At 68.6% G+C, this 16,297-nt stretch carries 15 protein-coding genes; 7 read left to right on the top strand and 8 right to left on the bottom strand.

The window, feature by feature from the left end:
- Entirely contained in the window at positions 1–378 is a 378-nt protein-coding gene (locus tag NP825_RS18255; RefSeq protein ID WP_257546288.1) for a hypothetical protein, read from the bottom strand.
- Positions 375–1,052, bottom strand: coding sequence for an EI24 domain-containing protein (locus NP825_RS18260; protein WP_257546290.1), 678 nt, complete (start codon positions 1,050–1,052; stop codon positions 375–377). The genes NP825_RS18255 and NP825_RS18260 overlap by 4 nt, the downstream gene beginning before the upstream one ends.
- 108 nt (positions 1,053–1,160) lie before the next feature.
- Between NP825_RS18260 and NP825_RS18265 the strand changes: the two genes are divergently transcribed.
- Positions 1,161–2,159, top strand: a complete 999-nt coding sequence (locus NP825_RS18265; protein WP_257546292.1) for an adenosine kinase — start codon at positions 1,161–1,163, stop codon at positions 2,157–2,159.
- 121 nt (positions 2,160–2,280) lie between these two features.
- On the opposite strand, the gene NP825_RS18270 is transcribed toward NP825_RS18265, so the two are convergent.
- From NP825_RS18270 to tsaD, 3 genes are all read right to left on the bottom strand, one after another.
- Complete coding sequence (locus NP825_RS18270) at positions 2,281–3,825, bottom strand: lipopolysaccharide biosynthesis protein (protein ID WP_257546294.1); 1,545 nt, start codon at positions 3,823–3,825, stop codon at positions 2,281–2,283.
- 76 nt (positions 3,826–3,901) lie between these two features.
- Positions 3,902–4,894: an NAD(P)H-dependent glycerol-3-phosphate dehydrogenase gene (locus NP825_RS18275; protein WP_257546296.1), complete on the bottom strand. Its 993-nt coding sequence runs from the start codon at positions 4,892–4,894 to the stop codon at positions 3,902–3,904.
- Positions 4,891–5,925: a tRNA (adenosine(37)-N6)-threonylcarbamoyltransferase complex transferase subunit TsaD gene (tsaD, locus tag NP825_RS18280; RefSeq protein WP_257546298.1), complete on the bottom strand. Its 1,035-nt coding sequence runs from the start codon at positions 5,923–5,925 to the stop codon at positions 4,891–4,893. Before tsaD ends, NP825_RS18275 begins: the two co-directional genes overlap by 4 nt.
- Before the next feature lie 325 nt (positions 5,926–6,250).
- Here tsaD and hemC point away from each other — a divergent pair, with 325 nt between their 5' ends.
- The 5 genes from hemC to NP825_RS18305 are packed head-to-tail and all read left to right on the top strand — an operon-like array spanning position 6,251 to position 11,186.
- Positions 6,251–7,204: a hydroxymethylbilane synthase gene (gene hemC, locus NP825_RS18285; RefSeq protein ID WP_257546301.1), complete on the top strand. Its 954-nt coding sequence runs from the start codon at positions 6,251–6,253 to the stop codon at positions 7,202–7,204.
- A complete protein-coding gene (locus NP825_RS18290; protein WP_257546303.1) occupies positions 7,201–7,887 on the top strand; it encodes a uroporphyrinogen-III synthase in 687 nt (228 codons plus the stop codon). Before hemC ends, NP825_RS18290 begins: the two co-directional genes overlap by 4 nt.
- A 22-nt stretch (positions 7,888–7,909) precedes the next feature.
- Complete coding sequence (locus NP825_RS18295; protein WP_257546306.1) at positions 7,910–8,821, top strand: MICOS complex subunit MIC60; 912 nt, start codon at positions 7,910–7,912, stop codon at positions 8,819–8,821.
- A gap of 42 nt (positions 8,822–8,863) precedes the next feature.
- Positions 8,864–10,066, top strand: a complete 1,203-nt coding sequence (locus tag NP825_RS18300; RefSeq protein ID WP_257546308.1) for an acyl-CoA dehydrogenase — start codon at positions 8,864–8,866, stop codon at positions 10,064–10,066.
- Position 10,067: 1 nt separating this feature from the next.
- Positions 10,068–11,186: a CaiB/BaiF CoA-transferase family protein gene (locus NP825_RS18305; protein ID WP_257546310.1), complete on the top strand. Its 1,119-nt coding sequence runs from the start codon at positions 10,068–10,070 to the stop codon at positions 11,184–11,186.
- Positions 11,187–11,260: 74 nt separating this feature from the next.
- On the opposite strand, the gene NP825_RS18310 is transcribed toward NP825_RS18305, so the two are convergent.
- Positions 11,261–13,519, bottom strand: a complete 2,259-nt coding sequence (locus NP825_RS18310; RefSeq protein ID WP_257546312.1) for a TonB-dependent receptor — start codon at positions 13,517–13,519, stop codon at positions 11,261–11,263.
- A gap of 200 nt (positions 13,520–13,719) precedes the next feature.
- Between NP825_RS18310 and NP825_RS18315 the strand changes: the two genes are divergently transcribed.
- On the top strand, positions 13,720–14,355 hold the full coding sequence (locus NP825_RS18315) for a TetR/AcrR family transcriptional regulator (RefSeq protein WP_257546314.1): 636 nt from the start codon (positions 13,720–13,722) through the stop codon (positions 14,353–14,355).
- A 191-nt stretch (positions 14,356–14,546) separates the two neighbouring features.
- Here NP825_RS18315 and metW read toward each other — a convergent pair whose 3' ends face one another.
- Together metW and NP825_RS18325 are read right to left on the bottom strand one after the other, a co-directional pair.
- Positions 14,547–15,134, bottom strand: coding sequence for a methionine biosynthesis protein MetW (gene metW, locus NP825_RS18320; protein WP_257546316.1), 588 nt, complete (start codon positions 15,132–15,134; stop codon positions 14,547–14,549).
- Positions 15,135–15,138: 4 nt separating this feature from the next.
- Positions 15,139–16,260: a homoserine O-acetyltransferase gene (locus NP825_RS18325; RefSeq protein WP_257546318.1), complete on the bottom strand. Its 1,122-nt coding sequence runs from the start codon at positions 16,258–16,260 to the stop codon at positions 15,139–15,141.
- Positions 16,261–16,297: the final 37 nt, after the last annotated feature.

Consider the following 16,297-nt stretch of genomic DNA (forward strand, 5'->3'; position numbering starts at 1 on the left):
CTATCGCCGCAACGCCGTGATGCAGCTGTCGACATTGGCGTCGCGCCCATCGGGGGTGCGCGCGTCGACATAGGTGGCGACCGGCTCGGCGCCCTGCTTTGGCGCGTAATAATAGATATCGAGGATGCAGGGCGACCCGGCGAATTGCAGCTTGCGGCCCATGCCTTCCTTGACGTCGAGCCGCGGCTTGCCGAACAGCGACAGCGCGGCACTGGCGTCATGCCCGACCAGGCTGTTGTTCTGGGTGATGCGCGGCGCCGTCGGCGGCGGCGCGGGCCGCGCGGTGGGCTGGGCCGGGCGCGGCACGGCGGTCGCAGCGCAGCCGCCAAGCGTGGCGGCGAGCATCGCGACGGCGATCAGCCTGATATGTCTCGTCATTCTTCCCCATCCCGCAGATGCAACAGATGAACGGCCATAGCTGCGCCGACGATGGGGGCCAACAGATTGGCGACGGGCACCAGAAAGCTTGCGGCGGACAGTGCGCCGAGCGACCAGCGCGTGGCGCGACCGAGACGCGGCCGATTCGGGTGGCGCGCGAGAATCATCGCTTCGAGATCGCGGCCGAGCAGCGCCGCATTGAGGACGAAGGCGAGCAGAGGCGCGCCGACCGCGGTGAACAGCAGGGATATATAGAGCGGCAGCGCGACCAGGTTCACCGCGATCAGCCGGCCGACCGAGGCGAGGCCGAGGCGCAGGCTCCGGGCGAAGCTGACCGGTACCGCGCGCGCCGCGGCGGCGGGATAGTGGCGCCCCTCGACATCGGCGACGATGCCGTCGGCGAACAGGCCGACGACAAGGATCGCGACCGCGCGGAACAGCAACCAGCTTGCCGCGATCAACAGCAGCACGACGAGCACGCCCGCCATGTCGAGCGTGGCGCCGTCGAGCCAATTCCAATGATCGAGCGCCCAGCGCGCGGCGAAGAAGATCGCACCGCCGGTGACGACGAAAATCAGCAGCGTCAGCGCGAGGCTGGCCGCCAGCACTCGCAACACGCGCGGATGCGGCAGGTCACGGAGCGCGAGTAGCAGGGCGTGGACGGCGCGGGCCATGCGCCGGGGATGGCGCGGCGACAGGCCACGCGTCAAGCGTCGCGCTTGCCTTGGCGTTCCGCGCCCCGTAAAGGCGCGCGCAGCTTTCCCTACAGAACAGGAATTTTCATGGCCGCCACCGCCCGTTTCGATGTCGTTGCGATTGGCAACGCGATCGTCGACGTGATTGCCCGCGCCGACGACGCGCTGATCGAGGCCGAGGGGCTGGCCAAAGGGTCGATGCGGCTGATCGACGCCGGGGAAGCGGCGCGGCTCTATGCGGCGATGGGCCCCGCGGTCGAGATGTCGGGCGGCTCGGCGGCGAACACCCTCGCCGGGATGGCGGCGCTCGGCCGGCGCTGCGCCTTCATCGGCCAGGTCGCCGACGACCAGCTCGGCCAGGTCTTCACCCACGACCTGACGTCGCTGGGCGTCGCCTTCGAGACGCCGCCGCTCGCCGAAGGCGACCCAACCGCGCGCTGCCTGATCTTCGTCACGCCCGACGGGCAGCGGACGATGAACACCTTTCTCGGCGCGTCGCAGAATCTGGGCCGCGAATCGCTCGCCCCGGCGCTGATCGCCGATGCCGACATCCTTTATCTCGAAGGCTATTTGTGGAATGCCGACGCTTCGCGCGCGGCAATGGCCGAAGCGATCGGGCTGGCGCGTGCGGCGGGCCGCCGCGTCGCTTTCACCCTGTCCGACACCTTCGTCATCGCGGCGCACGGCGAGGATTTCCGGCGCATGATCGCGGCGCGCGAAATCGACATCCTGTTCGCGAACGAGGCGGAACTGCTCGAACTCGCGCAGGAGGCGGATTTCGAGACCGCGCTGGCGAGCGTCGCGGCCGGTGTGCCGCTGCTCGTCGTGACGCGCAGCGAAAAGGGCGCCGTCGCGGTGACGAACGGCGAGCGCACCGCGGTTACGGCCGAGCCGATCGATCATGTCGTCGACACCACCGGCGCGGGCGACCTGTTCGCCGCCGGTTTCCTGTCGGGACAGGCGCAGGGACGCAGCATCGCCGACTGCCTGACGATGGGCGCGGTCTGCGCGCGCGAGATCATCGCACAGGTCGGCCCGCGTGCGCAAACCGACCTCGAGGCGAAAATCGCCGAACGGCTGAGCTGATCCTCCGCATATCATGATCATGTTCCCCGCGAAGGCGGGGGTCCATCTCCGGTTGGTGCAAGATGGAACCGGCCGGAGATGGGTCCCCGCCTTCGCGGGGACACAGCCGAAGAAGTGACCATCAGGCGGCGGGTTCCGCCGCCTCCGGATGTTTGCGGAACAGTGCGCGGTCGGCGGGGCCAAAGCCGCGCGTCCAGATCAGCCAGGCGTAAATGCCGAGGATGACGGGAACGCCGACGAGCAACTCGGCCCATTCGGGAAGCTTTGTCGCTCCCCAGCCGAGCACCGCGGCGCCCGCCGTCGCCCAGACGAGCGCCCAGCGCAGGCTGTTCACCGGCGCGCCGAGGACATGCGCGAGCAGCCGCGCCTTGACCAGCGAGGCGAAACCGAGCGCGAGCATCAGCGCCAGCGCGACCGCCGCGGCATAAGTGATCGGGTCGAGCCCCATCGACCGCGCGACGAGGATCAGCGCGACGCTGAGCACCGCCTGCAGCGCGAGCGTCGCGAGGCTGATGAGCAGGTTGCGGTGGCGCGCGACATAGACGAGCGCGGCTTCGCTGACCACGGCGGTCGCCGCGACGACCTCGGCCGCGAGCAGGAAGGCGAGCGCCCCCGCGCCGCCGACGAACTGCGGACCGACGAGGCCCATTACCGCCTCGCCCGGAATGCCGAGCGCAAGCGCGATCCCCGCCTGCGCGGCGATGATCCAGAAACCCACCTGGCTGACCTGCGCGGCGACGGCGGCGAATTTATGCTCGGCGAGGTTGCGCGTGATCACCGGGCCGAGGATCGGTTCGAAACTGGTCTTGAGCTTTTGCGGCAGCGACGCGACCTGTTGCGCCATATAATAGATGCCGTAGATCGTCGGCGAAGTGAACTGGCCGAGGATGAACAGGTCGAGACGGCGCGTCCCCCATTCGATCGCGTCGGCGGCGGCGAGCGGCGCGTTGCGGCGCGCGACCATGATCAGGTGCGACGGCTGCGGCCGCCAGACGCCGGGACCGCCATAGTGGCGGATCATCGGGATCAGCGCAGTCAGAAAGGCACCGACCATCGCCGCCGCATAGGAGAGCATCAGCCCGTCGCGCGGCGATACGAACCAGAAACCGGCGGCAGCGATGCTGATCACCCACGGCTCGACGATGGCCCGCGCGCGCACCGTCGCGCCGATGTCGAAACGATAGGCGCAGGCGGCGAGCGCGACGTCGGTGCCCGCGATCGCGAAGACGAGCAGCGCCATCCAGCGATCGGTGCTGTCGATGTCCCCCGCCGGAAACATGATCTGCGGCAGCAACAGCAGGATTGCTGATCCGATCGCCGAGGCGAGGAAGGCGACGAACATGCCGTCCCACACGACGTGGCGATGATCGGCCCCCTCGGCGCTCAATTGCTCGGCAAGACCGCGCTTGAGGCCGAGCGTCGCAAGCTGCGCGACGAGCTCGATGACGAGCACCGCAAAGGCGAAGCGCCCGACCGCTTCGGGTCCGTACCAGCGCCCCGCGAAATAGAGAAAGGGCAGGCGCGCGACGAGGCGCATGATGAAGCCGAGGAAATTGGTGCGCCCGCCCTTGGCGAGCGCGGCGGTGTCGGCGTCGGCCTGCTCCGGGGGCAGCGCAGACTCGGCGGATGCGGGGCTGCGCGCGGCTGCGCTGTCCGTCTGGCTCAAGCCCTGCGCCCCTTCTGCTGTTCCCCGTCCATCAGTCTAGCGCGGGTGGGGGAGGCAGGCAATTGCGATAGGCTGGTCATCGCCCCTCGGATCGGAGCGGGCGGCTGAGCAGAGCCTGAATGGCCTCGCCCGCGCGAATCTCGCCAGCAACGAGCCGCGCGACCGCGTCGGTGATCGGCATCTCGATCCCGTCGGCGCGGGCGGCGGCGGCGATCACCGGGGCGCTGAACGCGCCTTCGGCGACGGTGCGGCGGTCGGCCATCAGTGCGGCCGCCTCGGCGCCGCGCCCGAGCCCTTGCCCCAGCGCGAAATTGCGCGAGTTGGACGAGGTGCAGGTGAGCACGAGGTCGCCGAGCCCGGCCAGCCCCGCGAGCGTTTCGGCCTCGGCGCCGCGCGCCAGGCCGAAGCGCGTCATCTCGGCGAAGCCGCGGCTGATCAGCGCCGCGCGCGCGTTGAGCCCCAGCCCGGCGCCGTCGACGATGCCGCAGGCGATCGCGAGGATATTCTTGACCGCGCCGCCGATCTCGGCGCCGATCATGTCGGTCGACACGTAAGGGCGGAAATGCGGGCGGGCGAGCGCCTGCGCCAGCGCTTCGGCGGTCGCGGCGTCCGCGGCGGCGAGGGTGATCGCGGTGGGCAGGCCGGCGGCGACTTCGTGCGCGAAGGTCGGACCCGACAGCACCGCCAGCGGTCGGCCGGGACAGATATCGCGCGCGATGTCGATCGGGAAAGCGAAGCTCCCCGCCTCCATGCCCTTGCTGCAAAAGATCAGCGGCGCATCGCCGGCGGGCAGGTCGGCCAGCACCGCGCGCAGAAAGGGCACCGGGACGACGACGAGCAGCGCGTCGCATGCCGCAAGATCCGCGAGCGCGCCGGTCGCGGCGAGCGAAGGCGACAGCTTGGCGTCGGGCAGGAAAAGCGGGTTACGATGTTCGGCATTGATCGCCGCGACCACCTCTTCCTCGCGCGCCCAGAGGCGCACCGGCGCGCCCTCGGCGGCCAGCAGTTGCGCGAGCGCGGTGCCCCAGGCGCCGCCGCCGACCACCCCGAAACGATGATATGACGTCATGCTTTCACTCCGGCGCCACGCACCGCCTCGGCTTCGGGGTCGAGCGGCCAGCGCGGTCTCGCCGCGGTGTCGAGCGGGTCGGTCAGCCCCGCCGCGAAACGCTCGGCGCCCGCCCAGGCGATCATCGCGCCATTGTCGGTGCAGAGCCACAGCGGCGGCGCGACGAAGGGCTTGTCGAAGTGCGCGGCGAGATCGGTCAGCGCGCCGCGAATCGCGCCGTTCGCAGCCACCCCGCCCGCGACGACGAAAGCCGTGGCATCGGGGCAGGCGGCGAGCGCGATGCGGCTGCGATCGACGAGGCAGTCGACCACCGCCTGCTGGAAGGAGGCGGCGAGGTCGGCGACGCCATGCTCGCCCGAAGCGGCGGCCCGCGCGACCGCGCTCTTCAGCCCGGCGAAGGAGAAATGCGGCTCGGCGCTGCCGACGAGTGGGCGCGGGAGCGGCACCGCACGCGGATCGCCGTCCTTGGCGACGCGCTCGACCGCCGGGCCGCCGGGATAGCCGAGGCCCAGCAGCTTCGCGGTCTTGTCGAAGGCTTCGCCTGCGGCGTCGTCGATCGTCGTCGCAAGGCGGCGATAGGCGCCGACGCCCTCGACGCGCAGCAATTGGCAATGACCGCCCGAGACGAGCAGCAGCAGATAGGGAAATTGCAGATCGGGGTCGGCGAGTCGCGGGCTCAGCGCATGACCTTCGAGATGGTTGACCGCGATCAGCGGCTTGCCCGCCGCATGCGCGAGCGCCTTGCCCGTAACGAGCCCGACCATCACCCCGCCGATCAGCCCCGGCCCCGCGGTCGCGGCCACCGCGTCGACATCGGCGAGCGACATGCCCGCATCGGCAAGCACGCCCTCGACGAGCGGCGCGAGCCGGTCGACATGCGCGCGCGCCGCGATTTCCGGAACGACGCCGCCATAGGGCTGATGTTCGGCCTCCTGCCCTGCGACGCGGTGCGCGAGAATGCGCCGTTCGCTGTCGACGAGCGCCGCTGCGGTTTCGTCGCAGCTCGATTCGAGGCCGAGGATGAGAGGCATATAGGATGCGCCCATACAGGCGCGCAGGGGCGGGGGGCAAGCGGCGGTGTCGGAGGAGATTCGCGCAGAGACCGCAGAGATTTTGTTCGCGCGGAGACGCGGAGACGCGGAGAAGAAAGAATATCGGGCCGACAGGCCTCTTGCCCAAGGACGTCGCGTTTCGGAGCCGCGTCGGAGATGGAAGGCCGCTTCGCGGTGGAGCGCGGCCTTCTCCGCGTCTCGGCGTCTCCGCGTGAACTACCTTTCTTTCTTCTCTGCGCGCTCTGCGGCATCTGCGCGAATCCCTCTTCTTCCCTTTGTCCCTGCAAAGCCCTAGCAGGCGCGCATGGCCTCGATCCCGCTTCCCACCCCCGCAAACCCGCTCCGCATCGGCACCCGCGCCTCGCCGCTGGCGATGGCACAGGCGCATCTGGCGGCCGCCGCGCTGGCAAAAGCGCATGATCTGGCGCCCGAAGCGCTCGAAATCGTGCCGATGACCGCCACCGGCGATCGCATTCAGGACCGCGCACTGGCCGAGGTCGGCGGCAAGGCGCTGTGGACGCGCGAACTCGACGCGGCGCTCGATGCCGGGGCGATCGATATGGCGGTGCATAGCCTGAAGGATGTCGAGACGCTGCGCGATCCGCGCTTTGCATTGGGGGCGATGCTCGAACGCGCCGACCCGCGCGACCGGCTGGTGCTGCGCGAGGGGGTGGAGGCGACGACGATTGCCGACCTGCCGCGCGGCGCACGACTGGGAACGAGCAGCCCGCGTCGCGCCGCGCAGGTAAAGCGCATCCGCCCCGATCTCGTCCCGGTGCTGCTGCGCGGCAATGTCCAGACGCGGCTTGCCAAGCTCGCCGCCGGCGACGCCGATGCGACCTTGCTCGCCGCGGCCGGGCTCGAACGGCTCGCGATGCACGATATCGGGCGGGCGCAACCGATCGGCCTGCTGCTTCCGGCGGCGTCGCAGGGCGCGATCGGCATCGAGGCGCGCGCCGACGATGCCGCGACGCTGGCGCTGCTGGCGGCGGTCGATCATGGCCCGACGCACCGAGCGGTGATGGCCGAACGCGCCTTGCTTGCTGCGCTCGGCGGCGATTGCCGCTCGCCCGTCGCCGCGCACGCACACTGGCGGGAAGACGGCAGCCTGCGACTCGACGTCGAAATCTATTCGGAGGACGGCGCGGAGCATGTCGCGGGCCATGCGATCGTGACCGGCGAAGCCGACGCCGAGGCGCTCGCGCACCGGCTGCTCGGGGACGCGCCCGAAGCGGTGCGACGTCTGTTCACGGCATGATCGGCGATCTGCCGCTCGTTGTCACGCGCGCCGACCCCGGCGGCGCGGCGACCGTCGCGCGGGCGCAAGCTGCTGGCCTCGATGCACGCCATATGCCGCTGTTCGCGGCGCGCGCGCTGGCCTGGTCGCCGCCCGACCCCGCCGCGTTCGACGCGCTGCTGCTAACGAGCGCGCAGGCAGCTCGGCTCGGCGGAGCGGGTTTGGCGGCGCTGGCGGTGCTGCCAGTCTGGGCGGTGGGCGAGGCAACGGCGGCGGCCGCGCGCGCCGCGGGGCTGACCGTCGCTGTCACCGGGCCCGGCGACGGGCAGGGGCTCGTCGACGCCATGGCGCCACAAGGGCCTGCGCGACTGCTCTGGCTTTGCGGGCGCGACCGCTCGACCTTCGATGCTGCGGGAATCGCGATCGCCCCGCTTCCGGTCTATGCGGTCGATCCGACCTCGCCGCCGCCCGGCTGGGACGCGCTCGTCGCCGCGCCGGCGGTGCTGATGGCACATTCCGCGCGCGGCGCGGCGCGGATTGCCGAACTGATCGGAAGCGAGCGTAAGCATTTGACCTTGCTGGCGATCAGCGCCGCCGCCGCGTCCGCCGCGGGCGAGGGATGGAGCAAAAAGGCGGCCGCCGCCAGTCCCGCTGACGCGGCGATGTTGGCAGAAGCACCCGCTTTGTGCCACAAGGGCCGCTGACAGGGTCGTTCGAAAGAGACACATGACAATCGACAGCAGCGAACGGGCTCCGCTGGCCGACAGTGCAGCCCCGGTGAAAAGGCTTTCGTTGCGCGCGCTCGTCATCGCTGCGGTCGTTCTGCTGATCGTCGGCATCGTCGGCGGCGGCTGGGCGATGAGCCGCTGGCTGTCCAACGACGTGGCACCGGCGACCCGCGTGGTCGATACCCCAACGCCCGGCGGCGTGCTGAAGGCGGTAACCGATAGCGCGAACAGCATGAACAGCGCGCCAGCTGCGCAGCCCGTGGTCGTCGCGCCCATTGATGGCGCCGATGCGCTCGCCGCGCGCGTCGCCGAGCTCGAACAGCGCCTCTCGCGTATCACCCTCCAGGCCGAATCGGCCTCGGGCAATGCCTCGCGCGCCGAGGGGCTGCTCGTTGCCTTCGCGGTGCGCCGGGCGCTCGATCGCGGACTCTCGCTCGGCTATCTCGAGGCGCAGCTTCGCCTCCGCTTCGGCGACGATCAGCCCAATGCGGTGAAGACGATCATCGAAACCTCGCGCGAGCCGGTGACGCTCGAGCAGCTTCGCGCCGACCTCGACGCGATCGCGCCCGAACTTGTCGGGCGCAACGGCGACAAGGGCAGTCTGTGGACGGGCCTCAAACGCGAGCTCGGCGAATTGTTCGTGGTGCGGCCCGCGGGCACGCAATCGCCGCGCGCGACCGAACGGCTCGATCGCGCGCGCCGCTATCTGACCAGCGGCATGGCGGACAAGGCGATCGTCGAGGTCGAGGCGATGCCCGGCGCGGCCGCCGCGAGCGAGTGGCTGATCGATGCGCGCCGCTACAATGAGGCGCGGCGCGCGCTTGACCTGATCGAGACCGCGGCGATATTGGAGCCGCGCGACGGTCCCGCCGTCACCGCGGCTCGCTCGTCGGGCACGACCACCCCGTAACGCGTCCTCCGATGGGGCCGCGTCCAACAGAAAGCGCGACCCATGGCCCTCGCCGATCCGCAGCGCATCGAAACGCTCGATCCGTTCGACCCCCTTCAGCTCGCCGACCAGCTCAGCGAAGAGGAGCGGATGATCCAGGGCGCCGCGCGTGCCTATGCCGAGGGCGAGCTGCTGCCGCGCGTCACCTCGGCCTTTCTCGAAGAGCGCTTCGACCGCGAGATCATGCGCGAAATGGGCCAGCTCGGGCTGCTCGGCGCGACGATCGATCCCGAATATGGCGGCGCGGGTCTGAATTACGTCAGCTACGGCCTGATCGCGCGCGAGGTCGAGCGGATCGATTCGGGCTATCGCTCGGCCTGCTCGGTGCAGAGCTCGCTCGTGATCCATCCAATCAACGCCTATGGCAGCGAGGAGCAGAAGCGCAAATATCTGCCCGGCCTGACCTCGGGCGAGCTCGTCGGCTGCTTCGGCCTGACCGAGCCCGACGCGGGCAGCGACCCCGGCGGAATGCGCACCCGCGCCGAGAAGATCGAAGGCGGCTATCGCCTCAAGGGCGCGAAGATGTGGATCACCAACGCACCGATCGCCGACGTGTTCGTCGTCTGGGCGAAATCCGACGCGCACGACGGTGCGATCCGCGGCTTTGTACTCGAAAAAGGCATGAAGGGCCTGTCGGCGCCGAAGATCGAGGGCAAGGTCAGCTTGCGCGCCTCGATCACCGGCGAGATCGTCATGGACGGGGTCGAGGTCGGCGAGGATGCGTTGCTGCCGCACGTTTCGGGACTCAAGGGACCGTTCGGCTGCCTCAACCGCGCGCGCTACGGCATCGGCTGGGGCGCGATGGGCGCGGCCGAATTCTGCTACGAGGCGGCGCGCAATTATACGCTCGAACGCAAGCAGTTCGGGCGCCCGCTCGCGGCGAACCAGATCGTGCAGTTGAAGCTCGCGAACATGCTCACCGAAATCGCCATGGGCTTGCAGACCGCGCTCCGCGTCGGGCGGCTGATCGACGACGGCCGGCTGATTCCCGATGCGATCAGCCTGCTCAAGCGCAACAATTGCGGCAAGGCGCTCGATATCGCGCGCGTTGCGCGCGATATGCACGGCGGCAACGGCATTTCGGCCGACTATCACGTCATCCGTCACGCGGTGAACCTCGAGACGGTGAACACCTATGAAGGCACGCACGACGTCCATGCGCTGATCCTCGGCCGCGCGATTACCGGCATCAGCGCTTTCGCCTGAGATGAAGCCTTTGCAAGGCCTGCGCGTCGTCGAACTCGCGCGCGTGCTCGCCGGGCCGTGGAGCGGGCAGTTGCTCGCCGACCTCGGCGCCGAGGTGATCAAGGTCGAGCGGCCCGGCGGCGGCGACGACACGCGCGAATGGGGTCCGCCCTTTGTGACGGATGCCAACGGCGCCAGTCTCGGTGCGGCCTATTATCATAGCTGCAACCGCGGCAAGCGCAGCGTCGCGATCGACATCGCGAGCGCCGCGGGGCAGGCCGAGGTGCGCGCGCTGCTCGCCGATGCCGATGTCGTGATCGAGAATTACAAGGTCGGCGGGCTGGTCAAATATGGCCTCGATCCGGCGCGGCTGCGCGCCGATTTCCCGCGGCTGATCGTCTGTTCGATCACCGGCTTCGGGCAGACCGGGCCCTATGCGCACCGCGCGGGCTACGACTATATCGTCCAGGCGATGAGCGGCTTCATGTCGCTGACCGGCGAACCCGACGGCGCGCCGCAAAAGGCGGGGATCGCCTATGCCGACATCTTCACCGGCATGTATGCGACCGTCGCGATCCTCGCGGCGCTGCGGCGTCGTGACGTCACGGGCACGGGCGCGCATGTCGACATGGCGCTGCTCGATTCGCAGGTCGCGGTACTCGCGAACCAGGCCGCCAATTATCTCGCGAGCGGGGTGGTGCCCAAGCGGATGGGCAATGCCCATGTCAACGTCGTGCCCTATCAGGTCTTTGCCACCGCCGATGGTCAGCTTGTGATCGCGGTCGGCAACGACGGCCAGTATCGAAAGCTTTGCGCGATCCTGGGCGTGCCCGAATGGGGCGGCGATCCGCGCTTCGCGACCAATGCCGCGCGGCTCGCGAACCGCGCCGAACTGATCCCGCTGCTCGCGGCGAAGATCGCGACATGGGACGCGCAGCCGCTGTCGCTCGCGCTCGAGGCCGAGGGGGTGCCGGCGGGTCCGATCAACGATCTCGCCGGCGTCTTCGCCGACCCGCAGGTGATCGCACGCGGCATGCGCTTTCGCCCCGAAGGCGCGTCGATCGACGGCGTTGCCAGCCCCATCGTCATCGACGGCGAGCGCATGGTCGCCGCAACAGGGGCGCCGCCTCTACCTGCATAGAAAGGCGCCGCATGGAAAAAGGGGCGCCGCGGCGGACGCCCCTTTCCCCCCTTTTTTTCCGAAAGAGCGGCGGGTCAGAATTTGACCCCGGCGCGCACGGTGAAGGTGCGCGGCGCGCCGTAATAAGCGGTCCGGATGCTGCCGATGCTCGAAAATTCCTGCCCGTCGGTCTTGTAATTCTTGTCCGACAGATTCTGGCCATAAAGGCCGAGGCTGAATTTGCGGTCGCTGTCTTCCCAGACGATCCGGGCATCGTGCAGCCAATAGCCCTTTTGGAACAGGCCGGCGATTTCGGCGGTCGTGCCGATGATCGTGTTGTCGACCGCGAGCGCGGTGGTCGAGCGGTAGCGGGTCTGGCCGCCGATCGTCAGGAAGCCCGAACCGCCGAGATCGGCCTCATATTGCGCGCCGAAGCGCATCGTCCATTTCGGCGCGAAGGCGGGACGCTGGAACGCGCGGCTGCCGTTCGGGAAGCGGGCGTCGTTGAACTGCTTATATTCGGCGTCGAGATAGCCGATCTGGGTGTCGAGCAGCAGGCCGGTGACAGGAGTCAGCGCGAGTTCGAGCTCGGCGCCGCGGATCTGCAGCTTGCCGGCGTTGAGGACGCTGAGCACGGGCAGCGGCAATCCGGTGTTCGGATCGGTATCGACCCCCGACACGCGGGCCTGGAAATCCTTATAGTCATTGTGGAAGACCGCGATGCTGAAGCGCGCGATATCGTTCACCCGCCCCTTGAACCCGGCTTCGTACGACCAGACTTTCTCGGGCGCGTAAGCGGTCGATTCGGCGAGGCTGTTTGCGCGGCCGTTGAAGCCGCCCGATTTGAAGCCCTTCGCCGCGCGCGCGTAGAACATCAGATTGTCGCTGAAGCGATAGTCGATCGACGCCATCGGCGACCAGTCGTCCCAGCTCTGCTGGCGCGCGAAGACATAAGGCGCAACGCTGGTGAACAGCGGAAGGCTCGAAAAGGTCGAGGTGGTGCGCCAGTAATCCTTCTTTTCGTCGGTATAGCGAAGCCCGCCCGAGAGGCGCAGCGCATCGGTCACCGCAAAGCTGACGTTGGCATAAGCGGCATAGCTTTTGGTCGTCAGCGTGTCGTCGATCGTCCGCAGGAAAGTGGGGTTGCCGAACAGCGGGCCGAGCAGATCGTCGGCATAGGCCTCCTGATGCGAGTCGATGTCTTCCCTGAGATAATAGAGGCCGCCCACCGCCTGCACCCGGTCGCCGGTATAGGCGAGCTGCAATTCCTGGCTGAACTGCTTTTGATGGACGCCGACGAAGACGTCGCCCATCTCGAGTTCGGTCGCATCGATGTCGATATAGTCGTCGGTCGTCAGGCGGCGATAGGCGGTGATCGATTTCAGCGCCAGATTGTCGGCGATGTCCCAGGTCGCCGTCGCGTTGGTGCCCCAATGGCGCAGCTTGGTGGAGTTGGGCAGGCCGGGCGTCGTGCGTCCCGTGAAATCATAGGCCTTGGGATCGGGGTTCGCGGGCAGCGCCAGCGCGGTGCCGCCGAGCAGGTAGGTCAGCGAGTTGAGCGGCTGGCCGACGGTCATCGCGGCGTCGTCGCGCGAATAGTCGACCGAGACGTCGAGGCGGAAATCGGCGCTGGGCGTGAAGGCGATCGCGCCGCGCGCGGCGAGCGTGTTCTTGTCGTTATAGTCGCGGTCGAGCACCCGGTCCTCGACATAGCCGTCGCGGCGCGCATGCATCACCGCGAAACCGGCGGCGAGCGTATCCGACACCGGACCCGAGGCCGAGGCCTTCACCTCGAACTGGTCATAGGAGCCATAGGCCATCGAGACGCCGCCGCGGAAATTCTGGTCGGGCTTGCGCGTCACGACCTTCAGCGCGCCGCCGATGGTGTTCTTGCCATAGAGCGTGCCCTGCGGCCCGCGGAGCACCTCGACGCGCTCGAGATCGAGCAGGTCGAGCTGGGTGCCGCGGATGCGGCTGTAATAGACATCGTCGACATAGACGCCGACCGCCGGGTCGAAGGTCTGGAGCGCGTCGGGCTGACCGATACCGCGGATATAGATGTTCGTCGCATTCGACGAGCCGCGCCCCTGCACGATGTTCAGATTGGGAACCGCGCCCTGCAAGCCGGTCGTGTCGCCCGCCTGAATGCGGTCGAGCGCGCGTTCGGAAAAGGCCGATACCGACACCGGCACCGTCTCCAGCCGCTCCTCGGTGCGCCGCGCGGTCACGACGATATCCTCGCCGCCGGCGCTCGCGCCGTCTTCCTGCGCAAAGGCCGGCGGTGCGATGACGAGCAGGCCGAGCGCGCTGGTCGCGAGGGCGGTGTGGCGGAATCGGTGAGCGAACGGACGCATGATCATCTCCCAGGTCACGGGCGAACGATCGCCCCGCTTTTGAATTCTTGGGCCCGGTCTTGCCAAGCCGCGGGTCGTGCTATAATGAAACATGAACCAAGTTTCAACTTGGAATATGCAGCCGTCGCTTTTTGCTTGCCAGTGGTGCCGAAATGCCACGATGCAGAGGGCGCAGCGTGCGAGGGGAGACGGGAAGGCGCATGGATCAGCCGCAGTCAGTGCCGGAGGCCGCCGAGGGCGAAAGCCGCGACAAGACGCCGCGCACCGAGCGCGGGCGCCGCACCCTGCGCAAGCTGCTCGACGCGGCGGCGGTCGAATTCGGCGAGCGCGGTTTCCACGATGCGTCGATCAGCGGCATCACCCGCCGCGCCGGCACCGCGCTCGGCAGTTTCTACACTTATTTCGATTCCAAGGAGGAAATCTTCCGGGCGCTGGTCCGCCACATGAGCGAATTGCTCCGCGACCATGTGACCCCCGAGGTGCAGGCGGCGCCCGACGAGATCGACGCCGAGCGCATCGGCCTGCTGTCCTTCCTCGGCTTCGTACGCGAGCATAAGGAAATCTATCGTATCATCGACGAGGCCGAATTCGTCGATTACGCCAGCTATCGGCGCCACTATGAAACCACGGTCGAGCGCATGCGCCAGCGGCTCGAATCGGGCGCGGCGCGCGGCGAGATCCGCGCGGACGCAAGCGAGGTCCACGCCTGGGCGATCGCCGGGATGAACGTCTTCCTCGGCATGCGCTACGGCCTGTGGGACGAGAGCGCCGACATCGGCGAGGTCGCGCGGATTGCGAACGACATGCTCGCGAACGGGTTGAAGAAGAAGGATTGATCGGTCGTTGCGGCGGCTTCGGTGTGGAGGGCGGCCCTTTCCAACTTTCGTCATTCCCGCGAAAGCGGGAACCCAGAGCGTGCGTGGGCTGATCCCACCCTGGGTTCCCGCTTTCGCGGGAATGACGAAGTTGTGATATGCGGAGGGACGCTTTCCCGGCCGCAAGCCGCCACGGGGCGGGCGAACGCGGCTTAGCGCCGCGAAATCAAAAAGATCGCATGTTCGGCGCGCCAGCTTGCGGCGGCGTCGCTCGTCGGGCGGTCGCCCGACAGATACCAGGCCTGTTCGACGCGAATCCCCTTGTCGCGAACGAGATCGCGAAAATCGCTGACCGTGACATGGTGGATGTTCGGCGTTTCATACCAGGCGACGGGCAGCAGCCGCGTCACCGGCATCCGCCCGTTCCACAGCAGCGCGAGCCGCACCCGCCAGTGCGCGAAATTGGGGAAGCTGACGAAGGCGCGCGGCGCGATGCGGAGCAGTTCGTCGACGATGCGGTCGGGGCGCTCGGTCGTCTGGAGCGTCTGCGACAGGATCGCATAGTCGAAGCCGCCCGCGGGATAGTCGGCGAGGTCGCGATTCGCGTCGCCCTGCACCACCGACTGGCCGCGCGCGATCGCGGCGGTGACGTTGGCGGGGTCGATCTCCAGCCCGCGCGCATCGACGCCCGCGTCGCGCAGCGCCGCAATCAGCGTGCCGTCGCCGCAGCCGACGTCGAGGACGCGCGCGCCCGCGGGTACCGCGCCGGCGATGATCGCAAGATCGGGGCGCAACGTCATGGCGTCAGCGCTCCGCCCGGAGCGCGCCCGCGACGAGGCGGTCGAGCGCGGGGACGTCGAGGAGGAAGCTGTCGTGGCCGAAGGGCGCCGACAGTTCGACGAAGCTCGCCGCCGCGCCGACGCTCTGCAGCGCCTGGACGATGCGGCGCGATTCGCTGGTCGGATAGAGCCAGTCGGTGTCGAAGCTGACGAGCGTGAAGCGCACGTCCCTGGCGCGGGCGAAGGCACCCGCGAGTTGGCCCTCGTGCGGCTCGGCGAGGTCGAAATAATCCATCGCGCGGGTGATGTAGAGATAGGCGTTGGCGTCGAAGCGGTCGGTGAAGGCGAGCCCCTGGTGCCGCAGATAGGATTCGACCTGGAAATCGGCGTCGAAGCCGAAGCTCTTGATGTCGCGCGCCTGCAGGCGGCGGCCGAATTTCTCGGTCAGCCCCGCTTCGGAGAGATAGGTGATGTGCGCCGCCATCCGCGCGACCGCGAGGCCCTTGGTCGGCGTGCAATATTTGTCGTAATAATCGCCGTCCTGCCAATCGGGATCGGCCATGATCGCCTGGCGGCCGACCTCGTGGAACGCAATATTCTGCGCCGAATGCCGCGCCGCGCTGGCGATCACGATCGCCGAGGCGAGGCGATCGGGGTAAGCGGTCGCCCAGGCGAGCGTCTGCATTCCGCCCATCGACCCGCCGATGACGGCATGCAGCCGATCGATGCCGAGTTGGTCGAGCAGCATCGCCTGCGCGCGCACCATGTCGCCGACGGTGATGACCGGGAATTTCATGCCGAGCGGCGTGCCGGTCGCGGGATCGGGGGTCGCGGGGCCGCTCGTCCCCATGCAACTGCCGAGGACATTGGCGCAGATGACGAAATAGCGGTCGGTATCGACCGGCTTGCCCGGTCCCACCATGCGCGCCCACCAGCCGGGCTTGCCCGTCGCCGGATGGTCGCTCGCGACATATTGGTCGCCGGTCAGCGCATGGCAAACGAGCACCGCGTTCGACCGCGCGGCGTCGAGCGTGCCATAGCTTTCATAGGCGATCGTCACTGATGGGAGCGTCTGCCCGCTGTCGAGCGGCAGCGGCGTGGGAATCGTCACGCTCTGGTGCCGGATCTGGTGGAGAAGGCTCGCCATCGGTAGCGCGGAGCTAAGCGCGCGCACGGAGGCTGTC

The organism is Sphingopyxis sp. DBS4, assembly GCF_024628865.1.
Taxonomy (GTDB): Bacteria; Pseudomonadota; Alphaproteobacteria; order Sphingomonadales; family Sphingomonadaceae; genus Sphingopyxis.